Raw genomic sequence first — 15,490 nt, 5'->3', positions numbered from 1 at the left:
GGGGTGGTGCGCTTCCGTGTTCACTCGGCGGTTACGCGGAGGGGCTGCGCGATCAACTCCCGTTACCGACAATGGATTTCAGTGCGCGGTCATATGCCCACCGGCCTTGGTGCCGCGCCGTTGGATCCGCCGTGCCCTCCCCCGGCCCGGCACCCACGCATCTTCCGCTCTCTACCGGAGGTGCCGTTGCCATGCGTAAAGCCGATCTGCGTCGAGCCGATCTGTTCGCGTCTCTCGTCGTGTTTCTCGTCGCGTTGCCGTTGTGTGTAGGGGTCGCCATCGCCTCGGGCGTGCCGGCCGAGTTGGGGCTGGTGACCGGGATAGTCGGCGGGCTGGTCGCCGGGGTGCTGCCCGGGAGCAGCCTTCAGGTCAGCGGGCCGGCGGCCGGGCTGACCGTGCTGGTGTACGAGGCGGTGCAGACGTACGGGCTACGGGCCCTGGGTGTGCTGGTGCTCGGCGCCGGGCTGGTGCAGCTCACGCTCGGGGCGCTGCGGCTCGGGCGGTGGTTCCGGGCCGTGTCCGTGGCGGTGGTGCAGGGGATGCTCGCCGGAATCGGGCTGGTGCTGATCGCGGGCCAGGTCTACGCGATGGGTGACGCGTCCGCGCCCGCGAGCGGGCTCGGGAAGATCGCCGGGCTGGTGTCGCTGCCCGGGGACGCGCACCCGGTGGCCCTCGCGGTCGGGGGCGCCACCGTGGTCGTACTGCTGCTGTGGCCGCGTTGGCGGCGCGGGGCGCGGGTGGTGCCGGCGCCGTTGCTGGCGGTGGCGCTCGCGGCGGGTGTGACCGGGGTGTTCGATCTGTCCGTGCGGCGGGTCGAGGTGCGCGGGCTGCTCGATGCCGTGCAGCCGCCGTCCTTGGCGGACCTGGGACGGCTCACGGAAGTGGGCATGCTCGGGACGGTGGTCGCCTTCGCGCTGATCGCCTCCGCCGAGTCGCTGTTCAGCGCGGCGGCGGTGGACCGTCTGCACCGGGGGCCGCGGACCGACTACGACCGTGAACTCATCGCGCAGGGTGCCGGGAACGCCGTGTGCGGGGCGCTCGGGGCGCTGCCGATGACCGCGGTGATCGTGCGGAGCGCGGCGAATGTGCAGGCCGGGGCCCAGACCAAGGTCTCGCGCGTACTGCACGGGGTGTGTCTGCTGGTCTTCACGGTGGTGGTGCCCGGGGTCCTCGGGATCATTCCGGTGGCGGCGCTGGCAGGGTTGCTGGTGCACGCGGGCTGCAAGTTGGTGCCGGTGCGGGAGGTGCGGGTGCTGTGGCGCGGCCATCGCGGGGAGGTGATCGTGCTGGGTGTGACGGCGGTGGCGATCGTGGTGGGGAATCTCTTTGAAGGGGTGCTGGTCGGGCTTGCGCTCGCCGTCGCCAAGACCGCGTGGGACATCAGCCATGTGCAGGTGGAGACGGAGGACCGGGGCGCCGCGGGGATGGTCGTACGGGTGATGGGGAACGCCACGTTCCTACGGCTGCCGAAGCTGCTGGACGCCTTGGAGGCGTTGCCGCACGACCGTGACGTACGGCTGGAGTTGGGCGGGTTGCGGCATGTGGACCACGCGTGCGCGGCGGCCCTGGAGCGGTGGGCCGCCGCGCGGGATCACGAGCGGGTGGCCACGATCACCAGTACGTCGTAGACCTCCTCGACCCGGCCGTCCGGGAAGGTCTCCAGGAGGCGGGTGCGCTCCTCGGCGAGGAAGGCGTCGGTGTCTTCCTTGCCCTGGATCAGGAAAGCCGAGTGGCTGCCGATGTTGGCTAGGTGGGTGTCCACGGCGACGTGGCGGCTCCAGCGGACGACGCGGTGGGTGTGGGGTGGGGTTTCGGGGGCGCCCTTGAAGGCGCGTTCGGTGAGGAAGCCTACGGCTCGCCGGCTGGATTCGGTGTCTTTCGGGGTCTTGGTGGCCGTGCCTTCTTCGGTCTTGGTGGCGGCGCCTTGTTCGCCTTTCGTCGCGGTGCCTTCTTCGGTGGGGTGGGCGTCCTCGAAGTACTGATCGATGCGCTGGGCCTGGGCGGCGATCCAGGGGACGTCGAGGGCGGACGTGTTCCACCAGAGCGCGAGGGCGCCGCCGGGGCGCAGGACGCGGAAGGCCTCCGGGAGGGAGTGGGCCGGGTTCGTCCAGTGCCAGGACTGGGCGTAGGTGAGGAAGTCGGCGGAGGCGGTGGCGAGGGGGAGGGTGTCGCCGGTGCCCCGGACCAGGGGGATGTCGGGGTGGGCGCGGCGGAACTCGGCGGCCATGCCCTCCCCGGGTTCCACGGCGATGACGTCCGCGCCTCGGGCGTGCAGGAGGGTGGTGGAGATGCCGGTGCCCGCGCCCACGTCGACGACCTTCGCGCCCTTGAGGGGGCGGGCGGCGAGGTCTTCGATGGTGGTGAAGAGGGCGGGTGGGTAGGAGGGGCGGTTCGCGGCGTACTGGGCTGCGGCCGTGTTGAAGGAGTGGGCCCGGGTGCTGTGGGAGAAGCGCGGGTGCGTCGTCATAAGGGAATGGTGGTGCGGGTCGGGGGTGGAGAACAGCGGATTTCGCCCCCGCCGCCCCTACCCGTCCCGTCCCTGGGGGCTCCGCCCCCAGGCCCCCGGGTGGGTTTGTCGGGTGCGGGTGGGTGGGGGCTTGGCGCGCAGTTCCCCGCGCCCCTGAGGCACGGGGCCGCGCCCCGGTCCGTCAGGGGCGGCGGCGTTTTTTGGAGGGGTTGCGGGAGCGGCGCTCGTACTGGCGGCGTGCCTCCTCGTACTCCTCGCGGGCCAGCTTCTCGCCCGGGGCCTCGGTGAGGGTGCGGAAGGCGTAGGCGAGGAGGGAGCCGATGAAGCCGATGGCCAGGAGGCCGCGGAGGGAGGCCTGGCGGTCGGGGTCGGGGCGCTTGGAGAAGGCGTCCCAGGTGTGGCGGAACGCGAGCGCGCTGCACACCGCGAACATCACCACGACCAGGAGGGTCACCGGTTTGCCGACGTCCGCGATCGCCAGGCCCTGGTAGGCGAAGCGGAGCACGAAACAGGCGGCGACCGCGGCGGCGAGCGAGCCGACGGCCACGGCGATGCGGCGGGCCGTGTAGCCGCCGTCCTGGGCCACCCAGGTCGTCCCGAAGAAGCGGAGGGGTTCGGGCTGGGGTCCCGCGGGGGTACCGGATTGGTTCTCGTCACTCACCTGACGATTATCGCTCCGGCCGGCCGCGGGGCCCCAGGCCACGTTCGGGCCGCTGCCCTCGTTCGGGCCCAGGCCTAGTTCGGTCAGGCGCAGCGCGGCGCGATGTAGCCGTCGCTGCCCGTGTTCACGTAGGCGTCGGCCACGAACTGTCCGTTGGCGATGTTGTCCCAGACGTTGGAGGTCCCGTAGGGGCCAGTGACCGTCTCTCCCGGGGCCTGGCAGTAGATGGGCACGGACGAGCCCGGCACCAGCGTCCGCACGACGCTGTAGTGAATGCCGGGGCCGGAGCGCACGTTCACCGAGTACCCAGGGGCTATGGGGTAGGTCCTGGTGGCCGCGGCAGCCTCGGAAGCGGCTCCCACCACGAGCATGACGGTGGCGGCGAGCCCTCCGGCCAGCATGCTCCGTCTGCGCAAGGGGGTCATGATGTCGTCTGTCTCCTTCTTCTCAGGAGCAGCGCGGCGCGATGTAGCCGTCGCTGCCGGTCTTCACATAGGCGTCGGAGATGTACTCGCCGTTGGCGATGTTGTCCCAGATGCTGGTGGTGCCGTACGGGCCGCTCACGGAGTCACCCGGGCGCTGGCAGGAGATCGACACGCGTGAGCCCTCGGGCAGCACCCGCACGATGCGGTAGCTGGTGCCGGGGCCGCTGCGGACGTTCACCGCGTAGCCGGGTGCGATGGGGTAGGTGACTTGCGCTGCGGTCGCCGTCATCGACACCGCTTCGCCATCACTGCTTTCCGTGTTTTCAATTCGCTCAACAGCCATTGAGGCCTCCCCCGTTGAATCGGATGGACCAGATCCAGCAGATCGAGCTGATCGAGCTGATGGATCGGTGGACCGATGGATTCAGGCAGTGCACATGTGTACGCCTGTCGCACGCGGAGGCTAGCAAGCCGCCTCGGTCTCGTACGAGGAATCGACTAGGCTCCGTGCGTCGCGCGTGCGGACGAACAGCACGGGGGTGGGTCCATGGCGCCACAGCGGAACTCCGGAGCGGATCCGGAAGCGGAACTTCCCGAGTACGCGGGGCAGTACCGCCTTGACGAGCGCCTCGGATCCGGTGGCATGGGCGTGGTCCATCTGGCCCGCAGCGGCTCGGGGCTGCGGCTCGCGGTGAAGGTCGTGCATGCCGCGTTTGCCATGGATCCCGAGTTCAGGGGGCGTTTCCGGCAGGAGATCGCCGCGGCGCGGCGGGTGAGCGGTGCGTTCACCGCCCCCGTGGTCGACGCCGACCCGGAGGCCGAGCGCCCCTGGATGGCCACCCTGTTCATACCGGGCCCGACCCTCGCCGAGCAGGTGAAACGGAACGGGCCCATGCCCGCCTCCCAGCTGCGGCGGCTGATGGCCGGGTTGGCCGAGGCGCTGCGCGACATCCATCGGGTGGGCGTCGTACACCGGGATCTCAAGCCCAGCAACGTCCTGCTCGCCGAGGACGGCCCGAAGGTCATCGACTTCGGTATTTCACGGCCGTCGGACAGTGAACTGCGTACCGAGACGGGCAAATTGATCGGAACGCCGCCGTTCATGGCACCCGAGCAGTTCCGCCGTCCGCGGGAGGTGGGACCGGCCGCCGACATCTTCGCCCTGGGCTCGGTGATGGTGCACGCGGCGACGGGCCGTGGCCCCTTCGACTCCGACAGCCCCTACGTCGTCGCCTACCAAGTCGTCCACGACGAGCCGGACCTGACCGACGTGCCCGGCAACCTCGCACCGCTCATCACCCGCTGCCTCGCCAAAGAGCCCGAGGACCGGCCGACGCCCGACGAGCTGATGCGGGAGCTGCGCTCGTTGGCGGCTTCGTACGACACGCAGGCGTTCATTCCGGCCCAACGCACCAACCAGGCCGACGCCCCGGCCGCCCCCGCCACCCCGTCCGCTCCCGCCGACGCGCAGTCCCCGCCGCCCGCGCCACGGTCCAAGGGTCGAGCCCTCAGGCGCGTCTCCCTTGCCGTCGGCGCTCTCGTCCTAGTCGCGGGCGGGGCGCTGGCCACGACCCGGCTGCTCGGGCAGGACGGCACCGGCACCGCTCCGGACCATCAGCAGCAGTCCGCACCGGCCGCGTTCAACGGGTGGGACACCAAGCCCGTAGCCCGAGCCGAGGGGGCGCCCCAATGCTCGTACGGCGGCGGGAAGTTGTTCTGTGCCCAGCCGGGGCTGGTCTCCGCCCTCGACCCGGTCGACGGGAAGGTGCTGTGGCGTCACGCCTCGACCGAGCAGCGCGTCCCGGACGAGGCGCCCGCGTTCTCGGGCGGCCTGGTGCATGCCGTGACTCACGCCGGTCGGCTCCTGGAGGCACTCGATCCTGCCTCGGGCAAGGTGCGCTGGAAGATGGACCTTAAGGCGTACGGCCGATGGCAGGAGGTGGGGGGCCTGGTGCTCCTCACCCGTGCCGACGGGACGGTCAGCGGGGTGGACGGCGCCACGGGTGAGGGTCGTTGGAGCCGCCGGCTGCCGGAACAGACCGCGCCGAACGTTGCGGCGTTTGCCGGGGACGAACTCGCCTACGCCACGAGCACGACGGACGACGGAACGCGTACGCAGGTGACCGCGGTGGACCCGGAGACCGGCGCCGTGCGGTGGAACGTCGGTCTGAAGGGGACGCTGTCTCCGGTCGGCGCATGGCGGGGCACCGTGTTCTTCACGTCGGTCGACAAGAGCACCCAGACCGTCGCCCTGGTCCAGTACGACCCGAAGAGCAGGACGTCGCACCGGGTGGGGCTCGATGTGGCGCTGCCACAGACTCAGACCACCGTTCGCGGGAGCACCGTCTACATGATGAGCACCCTCGGCGCGCTGGTGGCCGTCGACATGGACGCCCGGGAGCAGCTCTGGCGCCTCGAGACCTCCGTGAGCCGGGGCTCGGCACCGGCCGCCGACGCCAAGCACGTGTACTTCACCGCGGCCGACGGGCGGCTGCTCGCCGTGGACGCCGTCCGGGGCAAGCTCGTCGGCCAGACCCGGACAAGACTCGGAACGGAGTCGGACCGGGTCGCGGCCGGACTGCAGAAGCCGATGATCGCCGATGGCCACGTCTATACGAGCGCGCCCGACGGGACCGTGTTCGGCGTGGCGGGGGACGATCCGGCGGCCTGGTGAGCCAAAGGGGCAGAACAACGAAGGGGCAGAGCAAAGGGGCCGCTTCCGAAGAAGCGGCCCCTTCCGATGAGTTTCCGGGGTTTGGTCAGCCCAGTTTGGAGACGTCTCGTACCGCGCCCTTGTCGGCGCTCGTTGCCATCGCGGCGTAGGCGCGGAGGGCGGCGGAGACCTTGCGGTCGCGGTTCGCGGGGGCGTAGACGCCGTTCAGGGCGTCGCGGCGGGTGGTGAGTTCCTCGTCGGAGACCAGGAGTTCGACCGAGCGGTTCGGGATGTCGATGCGGATGCGGTCGCCGTCCTGGACCAGGGCGATGGTGCCGCCGGAGGCCGCCTCGGGGGACGCGTGGCCGATGGACAGGCCCGAGGTGCCGCCGGAGAAGCGGCCGTCGGTGATCAGGGCGCAGGTCTTGCCGAGGCCGCGGCCCTTGAGGAACGAGGTCGGGTAGAGCATCTCCTGCATACCGGGGCCGCCCTTGGGGCCCTCGTAGCGGATGACGACGACGTCGCCGTGCGTGATCTGCTTCTTGAGGATCTTGTCGACGGCCTCTTCCTGGGACTCGCAGACGACCGCGGGGCCCTCGAAGGTCCAGATGGACTCGTCGACGCCCGCCGTCTTCACGACGCAGCCGTCGACCGCCAGGTTGCCCTTGAGGACCGCCAGGCCGCCGTCCTTGGAGTAGGCGTGCTCGGCGGAGCGGATGCAGCCGCCCTCGGCGTCCTCGTCCAGGGCCTCCCAGCGCTCGGACTGGGAGAAGGCCTCGGAGGAGCGGACGCAGCCGGGGGCCGCGTGCCACAGTTCGATCGCCTCGGGGGACGGGGATCCGGCGCGCACGTCCCAGGTCTTCAGCCAGTCGGAGAGGGACGGGCTGTGGACCGAGTGGACGTCCTCGTTCAGGAGGCCCGCGCGGTGCAGTTCGCCCAACAGGGCGGGGATGCCGCCGGCGCGGTGCACGTCCTCCATGTAGTACGTGCGGTCCTTGGCGACGTTCGGGGCGACCTTGGCGAGGCACGGCACGCGGCGCGAGACCTCGTTGATCTCGTCCAGACCGAAGGGGACGCCCGCCTCCTGGGCGGCGGCCAGCAGGTGCAGGATCGTGTTGGTGGAGCCGCCCATGGCGATGTCGAGGGCCATGGCGTTCTCGAACGCGGCGTGCGTGGCGATGTTGCGGGGCAGGACCGACTCGTCGTCCTGGTCGTAGTAGCGGCGCGTGATGTCGACCACCGTGCGGGCCGCGTCCTCGTACAGGCCCTTGCGGGCCGTGTGGGTGGCGAGCACCGAGCCGTTGCCGGGGAGGGACAGACCGATTGCCTCGGTCAGGCAGTTCATCGAGTTGGCCGTGAACATGCCGGAGCAGGAGCCACAGGTCGGACAGGCGTTCTCCTCGATACGGAGGATGTCCTCGTCCGAGATCTTGTCGTTCACGGCGTCGGAGATCGCGTCGACCAGGTCGAGCGTACGGACCGTGCCGTCGACCAGGGTGGCGCGGCCGGACTCCATGGGGCCGCCGGAGACGAAGACCGTCGGGATGTTCAGGCGCAGGGCCGCCATGAGCATGCCGGGGGTGATCTTGTCGCAGTTCGAGATGCAGATCAGGGCGTCGGCGCAGTGCGCCTCGACCATGTACTCCACCGAGTCCGCGATCAGGTCGCGGGAGGGCAGCGAGTACAGCATGCCGCCGTGGCCCATCGCGATGCCGTCGTCGACCGCGATGGTGTTGAACTCGCGCGCGATGCCCCCGGCCGCGGTGATCGCCTCGCTGACGATGCGGCCGACGGGCTGGAGGTGGGTGTGGCCCGGCACGAACTCCGTGAAGGAGTTGGCGACCGCGATGATCGGCTTCCGTCCGATGTCCGCGCCCGGTACACCGGAGGCGCGCATAAGGGCACGTGCGCCCGCCATATTGCGGCCGTGGGTGACTGTGCGGGACCTCAGCTCGGGCATCGTCGCTCGCTCCTTCGGAGAGTAATGACTGAGGTCGAGCCTACGCCGGTGGGCCAGGATTCGGACGGCGCGTCCGGAATGCGGGATGCGCGTCTCGGTGGGCGAGTGCCGGGGGGAGAGTGCCGGGGGTTGTTCTCAGTGGGTGGGTAGTGGGTGGGTGGGTGCGTGCGGGTCCGATGTGGCTGAGCGCGCCCACGCGGCGGAGCCGCTCAATGTCACAGCCCCGCGTCCCTTCGGGGGGGCGCTCAGCTCACGGGGCTGTCAAGTGGCCCTGTACCACCGGCGCCACCCGCTCGACGATGCGTTCCACGTCCGCCGATGCCAGCGGCTCGACCTTGATGACGTAGCGGAGCATCGCCACCCCCACCAGCTGGGCCGCCGCCAGTTCGGCGCGCAGTTCCGCGTCGGGCAGGTCGAGGCGGCCCGCGATGCGGCGCAGCAACTGGGCGGCGACGAGGCGGCGGAAGACGGCGGCCGCGCTCTCGTTGTTCACGGCGGAACGGACGATGGCGAGCAGCGGGGTCCGAGTGGTCGGGTTCTCCCAGATACCGAGGAGGAAGCGGGTCAGGCGCTCGCCGACCGTGTCGAGCGGGCCGTCCTCGACCGCGGTCGGCGCGGCCAGGGCGGGCGCGAACGCGCCCTCGATGGCCGCCTCGAAGACCTGCTCCTTGGTGCCGAAGTAGTGGTGCACGAGGGCGGAGTCGACCCCGGCGGCCTTGGCGATGCCGCGCACCGACGTCTTCTCGTAGCCGCGCTCGGAGAACTCCTCGCGGGCCGCGTCCAGGATGCGGTCGCGGGTGGCGGGGGCCGCCTCCGTCTCCGTACGGGAGGGCCGTCCCCTGCGACGGGGGGTGGCGGCGTCCGTCACCGGCGGGGCACCTTCACCGCGGAGGCCAGGTGCAGGCGGGTGAAGGCCAGCGCCTCCGCCAGGTCCGCCTCGCGTTCGGCGCTGGACATGGCACGGCGGGTGTTGACCTCGATGACGACGTGGCCGTCGAAGCCGGTGAGGGCGAGGCGCTCCAGCAGCTCGGCGCAGGGCTGGGTGCCGCGGCCCGGAACGAGGTGCTCGTCCTTGTTGGAGCCGTTGCCGTCGGCGAGGTGGACGTGGCCGAGGCGGTCGCCCATGCGGTCGATCATCTGCAGGGCGTCGCTGCGGGCCGTCGAGGTGTGGCTGAGGTCGATCGTGAAGTGGCGGTAGTCGTCCTTCGTCACGTCCCAGTCGGGGGCGTACGCGAGCATCTCGCGGTCGCGGTAGCGCCAGGGGTACATGTTTTCGACGGCGAACCGTACGTCCGTCTCGTTCGCCATGCGCCACATCCCCGTGACGAAGTCGCGCACGTACTGGCGCTGCCAGCGAAAGGGGGGGTGTACGACGACCGTCGACGCGCCCAGCTTCTCCGCCGCCGCCTGGGCGCGCTGGAGCTTGACCCAGGGGTCGGTGGACCAGACGCGCTGGGTGATCAGCAGGCAGGGGGCGTGCACGGCGAGGATCGGGATCTGGTGGTAGTCGCTGAGGCGGCGGAGGGCTTCGATGTCCTGGCTGACCGGGTCGGTCCACACCATCACCTCTACACCGTCGTAACCGAGGCGCGCGGCGATCTCGAAGGCCGTCGCCGTCGACTCCGGATACACGGACGCCGTGGACAGCGCGACCTTCGCATCCGGGATGCGCACGACTGGTTCTGCCACGAGGGACAGCGTAAGCCTCCGGCGGTTGAGCGGGGGGTGGTGGGGGTTCGCTGGGGGTCGGCGTTGGGTGGTCGTCGGGTGGGGGCGCCCTGTCGCCGTTGTGGGGCTCACCGTGGGCGGGCGCGGGTGGTTTGTGGCTGGTCGCGCAGTTCCCCGCGCCCCCGCTGGGGCGGGCGTCGGTGGGTGGGGTGCGCGTCGTACGCGGCTGGGCGCGCCGTTCCCCGCGCCCCTGGTGGGGCGGGGGACACGTGACGTCGGGTTACGCGGTCACTCTGAGGCCATCTGGTCCAGGCGGCGGAGGATGACGCCCTCTCGTAGGGCCCAGGGGCAGATTTCCAGGGTCTCCACGGCGAAGAGGTCCATGGCGCCCTCGGCGACGAGAGCGCCGGCGAGGAGTTGGCTGGAGCGGCCGGGGGAGACGCCGGGGAGTTCGGCGCGTTCGTCGGCGGTCATGGAGGCCAGGCGGGGGACCCAGTCCTCCAGGGAGCGGCGCTTGAGCTCGCGCTGGACGTACAGGCCGTCCGTGGAGCGGGCGGCGCCGGCCAGGCGGGCGAGCTGCTTGAAGGTCTTGGAGGTGGCAACCACGTGGTCGGGGGCGCCGAAGCGGCTGAATTCACCGACGGTACGGGCGATCTCGGCCCGGACGTGGCGGCGCAGGGCCCTGATGTCCGCCGGGTCGGCGGGGTCGGTGGGCAGCCAGCCCGCGGTCAGCCGTCCGGCACCCAGTGGCAGCGACGCCGCCGCGTCCGGCTCCTCGTCCATGCCGTACGCGATCTCCAGCGAGCCGCCGCCGATGTCGAGGACCAGCAGCTTCCCCGCCGACCAGCCGAACCAGCGGCGGGCCGCCAGGAAGGTCAGGCGGGCCTCTTCCGCCCCGGTCAGGACCTGGAGCTCGACACCGGTCTCGGCCTGCACCCGGGCCAGTACGTCGTCGGCGTTACTGGCCTCGCGCACGGCGGAGGTCGCGAACGGCAGCAGGGCCTGGACACCCTTGTCCTCGGCGGCCTCCAGCGCGTCGCGGACGGTCGCGATCAGTTTTTCGACACCGTCGAGGCCGATCGCCCCGCTCTCGTCGAGCAGTTGGGCGAGCCGCAATTCGGCCTTGTGCGAGTGCGCGGGCAGCGGGCGCGCGCCGGGGTGTGCATCCACCACCAGCAGGTGCACCGTGTTCGAACCCACGTCGAGGACACCGAGTCTCATGTACGGAACGCTACTGCGAGTACGACGATCGACCGTCCCCGGAGCGGGCTGAAGCGACTTACCCTGGACGGGTGCCAAAGACGAAAAAGGCGAATCCCGACAAATCGACCAAGGGTTCTTCGCAGGCGAAGACCTCCGCGTCCAAGAAGTCCCCGACGAAGTCCCCGAAGAAGGCCACCGTGTCCGACGAGAAGGGGCTCGACTTCGCTCGGGCATGGGTGGAGTTTCCGGATCCCGCCGACGACGAGCAGGTCTTCCGGTGCGATCTGACATGGCTGACCTCTCGCTGGAACTGCATCTTCGGAAGCGGCTGCCAGGGCATCCAGGCCGGTCGCGCCGACGACGGCTGCTGCACCCTCGGGGCCCACTTCTCCGACGAGGACGACGAGAAGCGGGTGGCCGGGCACGTGGCACGGCTCACGCCGGACATCTGGCAGCACCATGACGTGGGGCTGAAGACCGGCTGGGTCTCCGAGGACGAGGACGGCGACCGCCAGACCCGCCCCTACCAGGGCTCGTGCATCTTCCAGAACCGGCCCGGCTTCGCCGGCGGCGCGGGCTGCTCGTTGCACATCCTGGCGATCAAGGAGGGGCGCGAGCCCCTGGAGACCAAGCCGGACGTCTGCTGGCAGCTGCCCGTGCGACGGACGTACGAGTGGATCGACCGGCCCGACGACACGCGCGTGCTCCAGGTCTCCATCGGCGAGTACGACCGCCGGGGCTGGGGGCCGGGCGGCCACGACCTGCACTGGTGGTGCACGTCGGCGACCTCGGCACACGGCGCGGGCGACCCGGTGTACGTCTCGTACCGCCCGGAACTGATCGAGCTGATGGGCAAGGCGGGGTACGACCGGCTGGTCGAGCTCTGCGAGGAGCGGCTGGCCTCGCAGCTGCCGTTGCTGGCACCGCATCCCGCGGATCCGGTCGCCTGAGACCCCCCGGTCCACCGCCTTCCCGCCCTTCCCGCCCCGCGGGCGTTACGAGGACGGGGTCGGGGCGGAGCTGGCGCCGGGCGGCGGCGTCGAACCGCCCGGGGCCGACGGGCTGGACGGGCCGGACGGGCCCGAGGGGTCCGACGAAGGGGGCGGGGACGAGGTGTCCGTGGGCGTCGGCTGGGGGTCGCTGGGCGTCGGTGGCGGGTCCGAGGCGGGCGGGGTCGGGCCGGGGGCGGACGGGGTGGGACGGCCGGGCGTCGGGCCGGAGCCGGCCGGGGCGGACGGACCCGCTGTTCCGTACCCCCCGATCGTGACCACCGCTCCCGCCGGTGCGATCGCCACCCGCGCGCCCCAGGCGCCCACCGGCTCGCGAAGATGATCGACGTACACCTTGATCGTGAACGTTTCTCCTGGGGCCAGCGTTCCCGACGACTGGCTGAAGTAGAGCCAGGACGCTCCCGTCCCGGCCGACCAGTGGACCGGTGAGTTCCCGGAGGCGGCGAGCGTGACCAGGGTCGTGTCGCCGCTGCCCGAGGCCCGGACCGAGAGGTGTCCGGCGCCGCTTCCCGCGCTGGGGGCGCTGATGACCTCCACGGAGACGTCGGGCGAGCGGTTCCCCTTGGCGAAACGGGCGTCGGCTCTGGCGCCGGCGTTGCCGGCGTTCTCGTAGCCGCCCGCCTCCTCGCCGGTGATGCCGTCGGAGCCGTGCGCCTCGCTCGCGGTGATCGAGCGGCCGTCGGCGCCCTCGCCGGTGAGGGGCTCGCCACGGTAGGCCGCCCAGAGGGCCAGGACGGGTGCGGCGACGACGGTGGCGACGACGGTCGTCGTGACGGCACGCGCGCGAAGACGGTCCCGGCGGGCGGCGTGGTCCTTGGGGTCCACGGGGAAGCCGCGCCGGTCGAAGCGCGGAGCGGCACCCCGCGCGCGCGGGACGTGTGCCATCGCGATGTGCAGGGCCGCGCGCGGGGCCTCGAGGACGGGGAGCGCGGCGGGCGTGACGGTGGTGCCGGGCCAGGCGCCGGGCGCGGCGCGCTCGGCGGTGCGGCGGCAGCGCGGACAGTCGTCGACGTGCCGGACCAGTTCCCGGCGCAGGGTGGTGCTCAGGACGAGCTGGTTGTCGCCGGTGAGGCGGCCGACGCTCGGACAGGTGCCGGTCTCCACGACGGCGAGGGCGGCGCGGGTGCGTTCGACCTCGCAGGCGGCGGTGGCCAGCAGTTCGCGCGCCTTGACGAGGTCCAGGCCGAGGACGGCGGCGACCTCGGCGGCGGCAAGCTGGTGGCGCACCGCGAGTTCGAGCGCCTCGCGCTGCTCGGGGGTGGTGCCGGCCGCCTCCGGCCAGGCCAGCAGCGCGAGTTCGTGCCGACGCCGGTCCTGCGCCTCCTCGGAGACCGGGGTGCTCAGCGCCTCGGCCGCATGCCGGTCGGCGGCTTCCTTGTGCCCCTTGAAGAGGGCCTTGTGCCCCTTGGCGGGCGCACGCCGACCGGAGGCGTGGGCCGCCTGGCGCCTGCGCCGGGCCTCGGTCAGCTTGCGCAGACAGGACCAGCGGGCGAGGGCGTACAGCCAGGCCCTGCGGTCGTCCGCGGACACCGGGCCACGCTGGCCACGGCGCTCGGCCAGCGCGAGGGCGTCCCCGAGGGCGGCGGTGGCCTCGTCGTGGTCGCACAGCACGGACAGGCAGTAGGTGAAAAGGCCGTCCAAGTAGGGCTCGTAGCGCGCGGGAGGGCGCTGAGCCAGGGTGCGGGTGTGCGCGCCACGGGGCGCGGTCACCCGCTTGCGCGCATCTCCGTGCGCCCGGTGTGCACCGGTGGTGTGCGTGGAGGTCTCCGGACTGCTGCTCATCACCCGTGCGACCGTAGGTGCCCCGGGGTGGCCCCTTCTTCCCCCTTGAGCACATTTAATCCGTACGGGTGAAACGATCCCTCAAAAGGGGACAGGACCCTCCGATTCCGTGGCCCACACCGTCACAGGCGGCAACGGCAGGCCATGGCAGATGCCCCGCCGGGCGGCCCCGCCCGTGCTGTCAGTCCTCTCGGCTACGGTTCCGTCATGGCTGCCCGTACGAAAACCGCGAAGGACCGGCCGTCCTACCGCTGCACCGAGTGCGGATGGCAGACGGCCAAATGGCTGGGCCGCTGTCCCGAGTGCCAGGCGTGGGGCACGGTCGAGGAGTACGGCGCACCCGCGGTCCGTACGACGACACCGGGCCGCGTCACCACCTCCGCGGTGCCGATCGGGCAGGTCGACGGCCGCCAGGCCACGGCCCGCTCCACCGGCGTACCCGAGCTGGACCGCGTCCTGGGCGGCGGTCTCGTGCCCGGCGCGGTCGTCCTGATCGCGGGCGAGCCCGGTGTGGGCAAGTCCACGCTCCTCCTGGACGTGGCGGCGAAGGCGGCGAGCGACGAGCACCGCACGCTGTACGTGACGGGTGAGGAGTCGGCCAGCCAGGTCCGTCTGCGCGCCGACCGCATCAAGGCGATCGACGACCACCTGTATCTGGCGGCGGAGACCGACCTGGCCGCCGTGCTCGGCCACTTGGACGCCGTGAAGCCCTCGCTCCTCATCCTGGACTCGGTCCAGACCGTCGCCTCTCCGGAGATCGACGGGGCGCCCGGCGGCATGGCCCAGGTCCGGGAGGTCGCCGGGGCGCTCATCCGTGCCTCCAAGGAGCGCGGCATGTCCACGCTCCTTGTGGGCCATGTCACCAAGGACGGCGCGATCGCGGGCCCCCGCCTGCTCGAACACCTGGTGGACGTCGTCCTGAGCTTCGAGGGCGACCGCCACGCGCGCCTGCGTCTCGTCCGAGGGGTCAAGAACCGGTACGGGACGACGGACGAGGTCGGCTGCTTCGAGCTGCACGACGAGGGCATCACGGGCCTCGCGGACCCCTCCGGCCTCTTCCTGACCCGCCGTGCCGAGCCCGTCCCCGGCACGTGCCTGACCGTCACCCTGGAGGGCCGCCGCCCGCTGGTGGCCGAGGTGCAGGCCCTCACCGTCGACTCCCAGATCCCCTCCCCGCGTCGTACGACGTCCGGCCTGGAGACCTCCCGGGTCTCGATGATGTTGGCGGTCCTGGAGCAGCGGGGCCGGATCAGCGCCCTCGGGAAGCGGGACATCTACTCGGCGACGGTGGGCGGCGTGAAGCTCTCCGAGCCCGCCGCGGACCTCGCGATCGCCCTCGCGCTCGCGTCGGCGGCGAGTGACACCCCTCTCCCCAAGAACCTCGTGGCGATCGGCGAAGTAGGGCTCGCGGGCGAGGTCAGACGGGTCACGGGAGTGCAGCGAAGGCTCGCCGAAGCCCACCGTCTGGGCTTCACCCACGCCCTCGTTCCCAGCGATCCGGGCAAGATCCCCGCCGGTATGAAGGTCCTGGAAGTCGCCGACATGGGCGAGGCGCTGCGGGTCCTTCCACGCTCCCGTCACAGAGAGGCCCCACGGGACGAGGAGCAGCGCCGGTAGACTTTGCCCTGGTCTTGCCCGTCCGTACGAACCCTGGACGATTC

Annotated in this window: 13 protein-coding genes; 4 read left to right on the top strand and 9 right to left on the bottom strand. The window is 71.6% G+C overall.

What is annotated here, in order from left to right; genetic code table 11:
• Positions 1 to 191 precede the first annotated feature (191 nt).
• Entirely contained in the window at positions 192 to 1,628 is a 1,437-nt protein-coding gene (locus FNV62_RS29085; RefSeq protein WP_143627619.1) for a SulP family inorganic anion transporter, read from the top strand.
• Here FNV62_RS29085 and FNV62_RS29080 read toward each other — a convergent pair.
• From FNV62_RS29080 to FNV62_RS29065, 4 genes are all read right to left on the bottom strand, one after another.
• Positions 1,592 to 2,467, bottom strand: a complete 876-nt coding sequence (locus FNV62_RS29080) for a class I SAM-dependent methyltransferase (RefSeq protein ID WP_143608876.1) — start codon at positions 2,465 to 2,467, stop codon at positions 1,592 to 1,594. The two genes, FNV62_RS29085 and FNV62_RS29080, sit on opposite strands and share 37 nt — an antisense overlap.
• 181 nt (positions 2,468 to 2,648) lie before the next feature.
• A complete protein-coding gene (locus FNV62_RS29075; protein ID WP_054228689.1) occupies positions 2,649 to 3,128 on the bottom strand; it encodes a hypothetical protein in 480 nt (159 codons plus the stop codon).
• An 83-nt stretch (positions 3,129 to 3,211) separates the two neighbouring features.
• Entirely contained in the window at positions 3,212 to 3,499 is a 288-nt protein-coding gene (locus FNV62_RS29070; RefSeq protein ID WP_225900880.1) for a hypothetical protein, read from the bottom strand.
• 76 nt (positions 3,500 to 3,575) lie between these two features.
• Positions 3,576 to 3,896, bottom strand: a complete 321-nt coding sequence (locus FNV62_RS29065; RefSeq protein ID WP_097285712.1) for an SH3 domain-containing protein — start codon at positions 3,894 to 3,896, stop codon at positions 3,576 to 3,578.
• Between the two features lie 204 nt (positions 3,897 to 4,100).
• Here FNV62_RS29065 and FNV62_RS29060 point away from each other — a divergent pair, with 204 nt between their 5' ends.
• Positions 4,101 to 6,227, top strand: a complete 2,127-nt coding sequence (locus FNV62_RS29060) for a serine/threonine-protein kinase (protein ID WP_144315694.1) — start codon at positions 4,101 to 4,103, stop codon at positions 6,225 to 6,227.
• Between the two features lie 85 nt (positions 6,228 to 6,312).
• Here the strand turns inward: FNV62_RS29060 and ilvD are convergent, their stop codons facing one another.
• The 4 genes from ilvD to FNV62_RS29040 form a co-directional block, all read right to left on the bottom strand.
• Complete coding sequence (ilvD, locus tag FNV62_RS29055; RefSeq protein ID WP_054228685.1) at positions 6,313 to 8,166, bottom strand: dihydroxy-acid dehydratase; 1,854 nt, start codon at positions 8,164 to 8,166, stop codon at positions 6,313 to 6,315.
• Positions 8,167 to 8,416: 250 nt separating this feature from the next.
• The gene (locus FNV62_RS29050) at positions 8,417 to 9,034 is read right to left on the bottom strand and encodes a TetR/AcrR family transcriptional regulator (RefSeq protein WP_054228684.1); all 618 of its coding nucleotides are present in this window, start codon (positions 9,032 to 9,034) and stop codon (positions 8,417 to 8,419) included.
• Complete coding sequence (locus FNV62_RS29045; protein WP_144315693.1) at positions 9,031 to 9,855, bottom strand: sugar phosphate isomerase/epimerase family protein; 825 nt, start codon at positions 9,853 to 9,855, stop codon at positions 9,031 to 9,033. Before FNV62_RS29045 ends, FNV62_RS29050 begins: the two co-directional genes overlap by 4 nt.
• A gap of 267 nt (positions 9,856 to 10,122) precedes the next feature.
• Complete coding sequence (locus tag FNV62_RS29040) at positions 10,123 to 11,055, bottom strand: Ppx/GppA phosphatase family protein (RefSeq protein WP_054228682.1); 933 nt, start codon at positions 11,053 to 11,055, stop codon at positions 10,123 to 10,125.
• Between the two features lie 71 nt (positions 11,056 to 11,126).
• Here FNV62_RS29040 and FNV62_RS29035 point away from each other — a divergent pair, with 71 nt between their 5' ends.
• Entirely contained in the window at positions 11,127 to 11,987 is an 861-nt protein-coding gene (locus tag FNV62_RS29035; RefSeq protein ID WP_097285710.1) for a hypothetical protein, read from the top strand.
• Between the two features lie 45 nt (positions 11,988 to 12,032).
• Here FNV62_RS29035 and FNV62_RS29030 read toward each other — a convergent pair whose 3' ends face one another.
• Positions 12,033 to 13,829 (bottom strand): BACON domain-containing protein, encoded by a 1,797-nt coding sequence (locus tag FNV62_RS29030; RefSeq protein ID WP_382142378.1) that lies wholly within the window; start codon positions 13,827 to 13,829, stop codon positions 12,033 to 12,035.
• 207 nt (positions 13,830 to 14,036) lie between these two features.
• Between FNV62_RS29030 and radA the strand changes: the two genes are divergently transcribed.
• Positions 14,037 to 15,446, top strand: a complete 1,410-nt coding sequence (gene radA / locus FNV62_RS29025; protein ID WP_054228679.1) for a DNA repair protein RadA — start codon at positions 14,037 to 14,039, stop codon at positions 15,444 to 15,446.
• Positions 15,447 to 15,490 lie beyond the last annotated feature (44 nt).

The sequence above is a fragment of the Streptomyces sp. RLB3-17 genome (assembly GCF_007113425.2).
GTDB lineage: Bacteria > Actinomycetota > Actinomycetes > Streptomycetales > Streptomycetaceae > Streptomyces > Streptomyces mirabilis_D.
The sequence above is the reverse complement of the archived record's forward strand: the minus strand, read 5'-3'. Positions and strand labels throughout refer to the sequence as shown.

Excerpts from the sequence above, each read along its gene's own strand:
- FNV62_RS29085 (WP_143627619.1), top strand. The coding sequence starts at position 192 with ATGCGTAAAGCCGATCTGCGTCGAGCCGATCTGTTCGCGTCTCTCGTC.
- FNV62_RS29080 (WP_143608876.1), bottom strand. The coding sequence starts at position 2,467 with ATGACGACGCACCCGCGCTTCTCCCACAGCACCCGGGCCCACTCCTTC.
- FNV62_RS29070 (WP_225900880.1), bottom strand. The coding sequence starts at position 3,499 with ATGCTCGTGGTGGGAGCCGCTTCCGAGGCTGCCGCGGCCACCAGGACC.
- FNV62_RS29065 (WP_097285712.1), bottom strand. The coding sequence starts at position 3,896 with ATGGCTGTTGAGCGAATTGAAAACACGGAAAGCAGTGATGGCGAAGCG.
- FNV62_RS29060 (WP_144315694.1), top strand. The coding sequence starts at position 4,101 with ATGGCGCCACAGCGGAACTCCGGAGCGGATCCGGAAGCGGAACTTCCC.
- ilvD (WP_054228685.1), bottom strand. The coding sequence starts at position 8,166 with ATGCCCGAGCTGAGGTCCCGCACAGTCACCCACGGCCGCAATATGGCG.
- FNV62_RS29040 (WP_054228682.1), bottom strand. The coding sequence starts at position 11,055 with ATGAGACTCGGTGTCCTCGACGTGGGTTCGAACACGGTGCACCTGCTG.
- FNV62_RS29030 (WP_382142378.1), bottom strand. The coding sequence starts at position 13,829 with ATGAGCAGCAGTCCGGAGACCTCCACGCACACCACCGGTGCACACCGG.
- radA (WP_054228679.1), top strand. The coding sequence starts at position 14,037 with ATGGCTGCCCGTACGAAAACCGCGAAGGACCGGCCGTCCTACCGCTGC.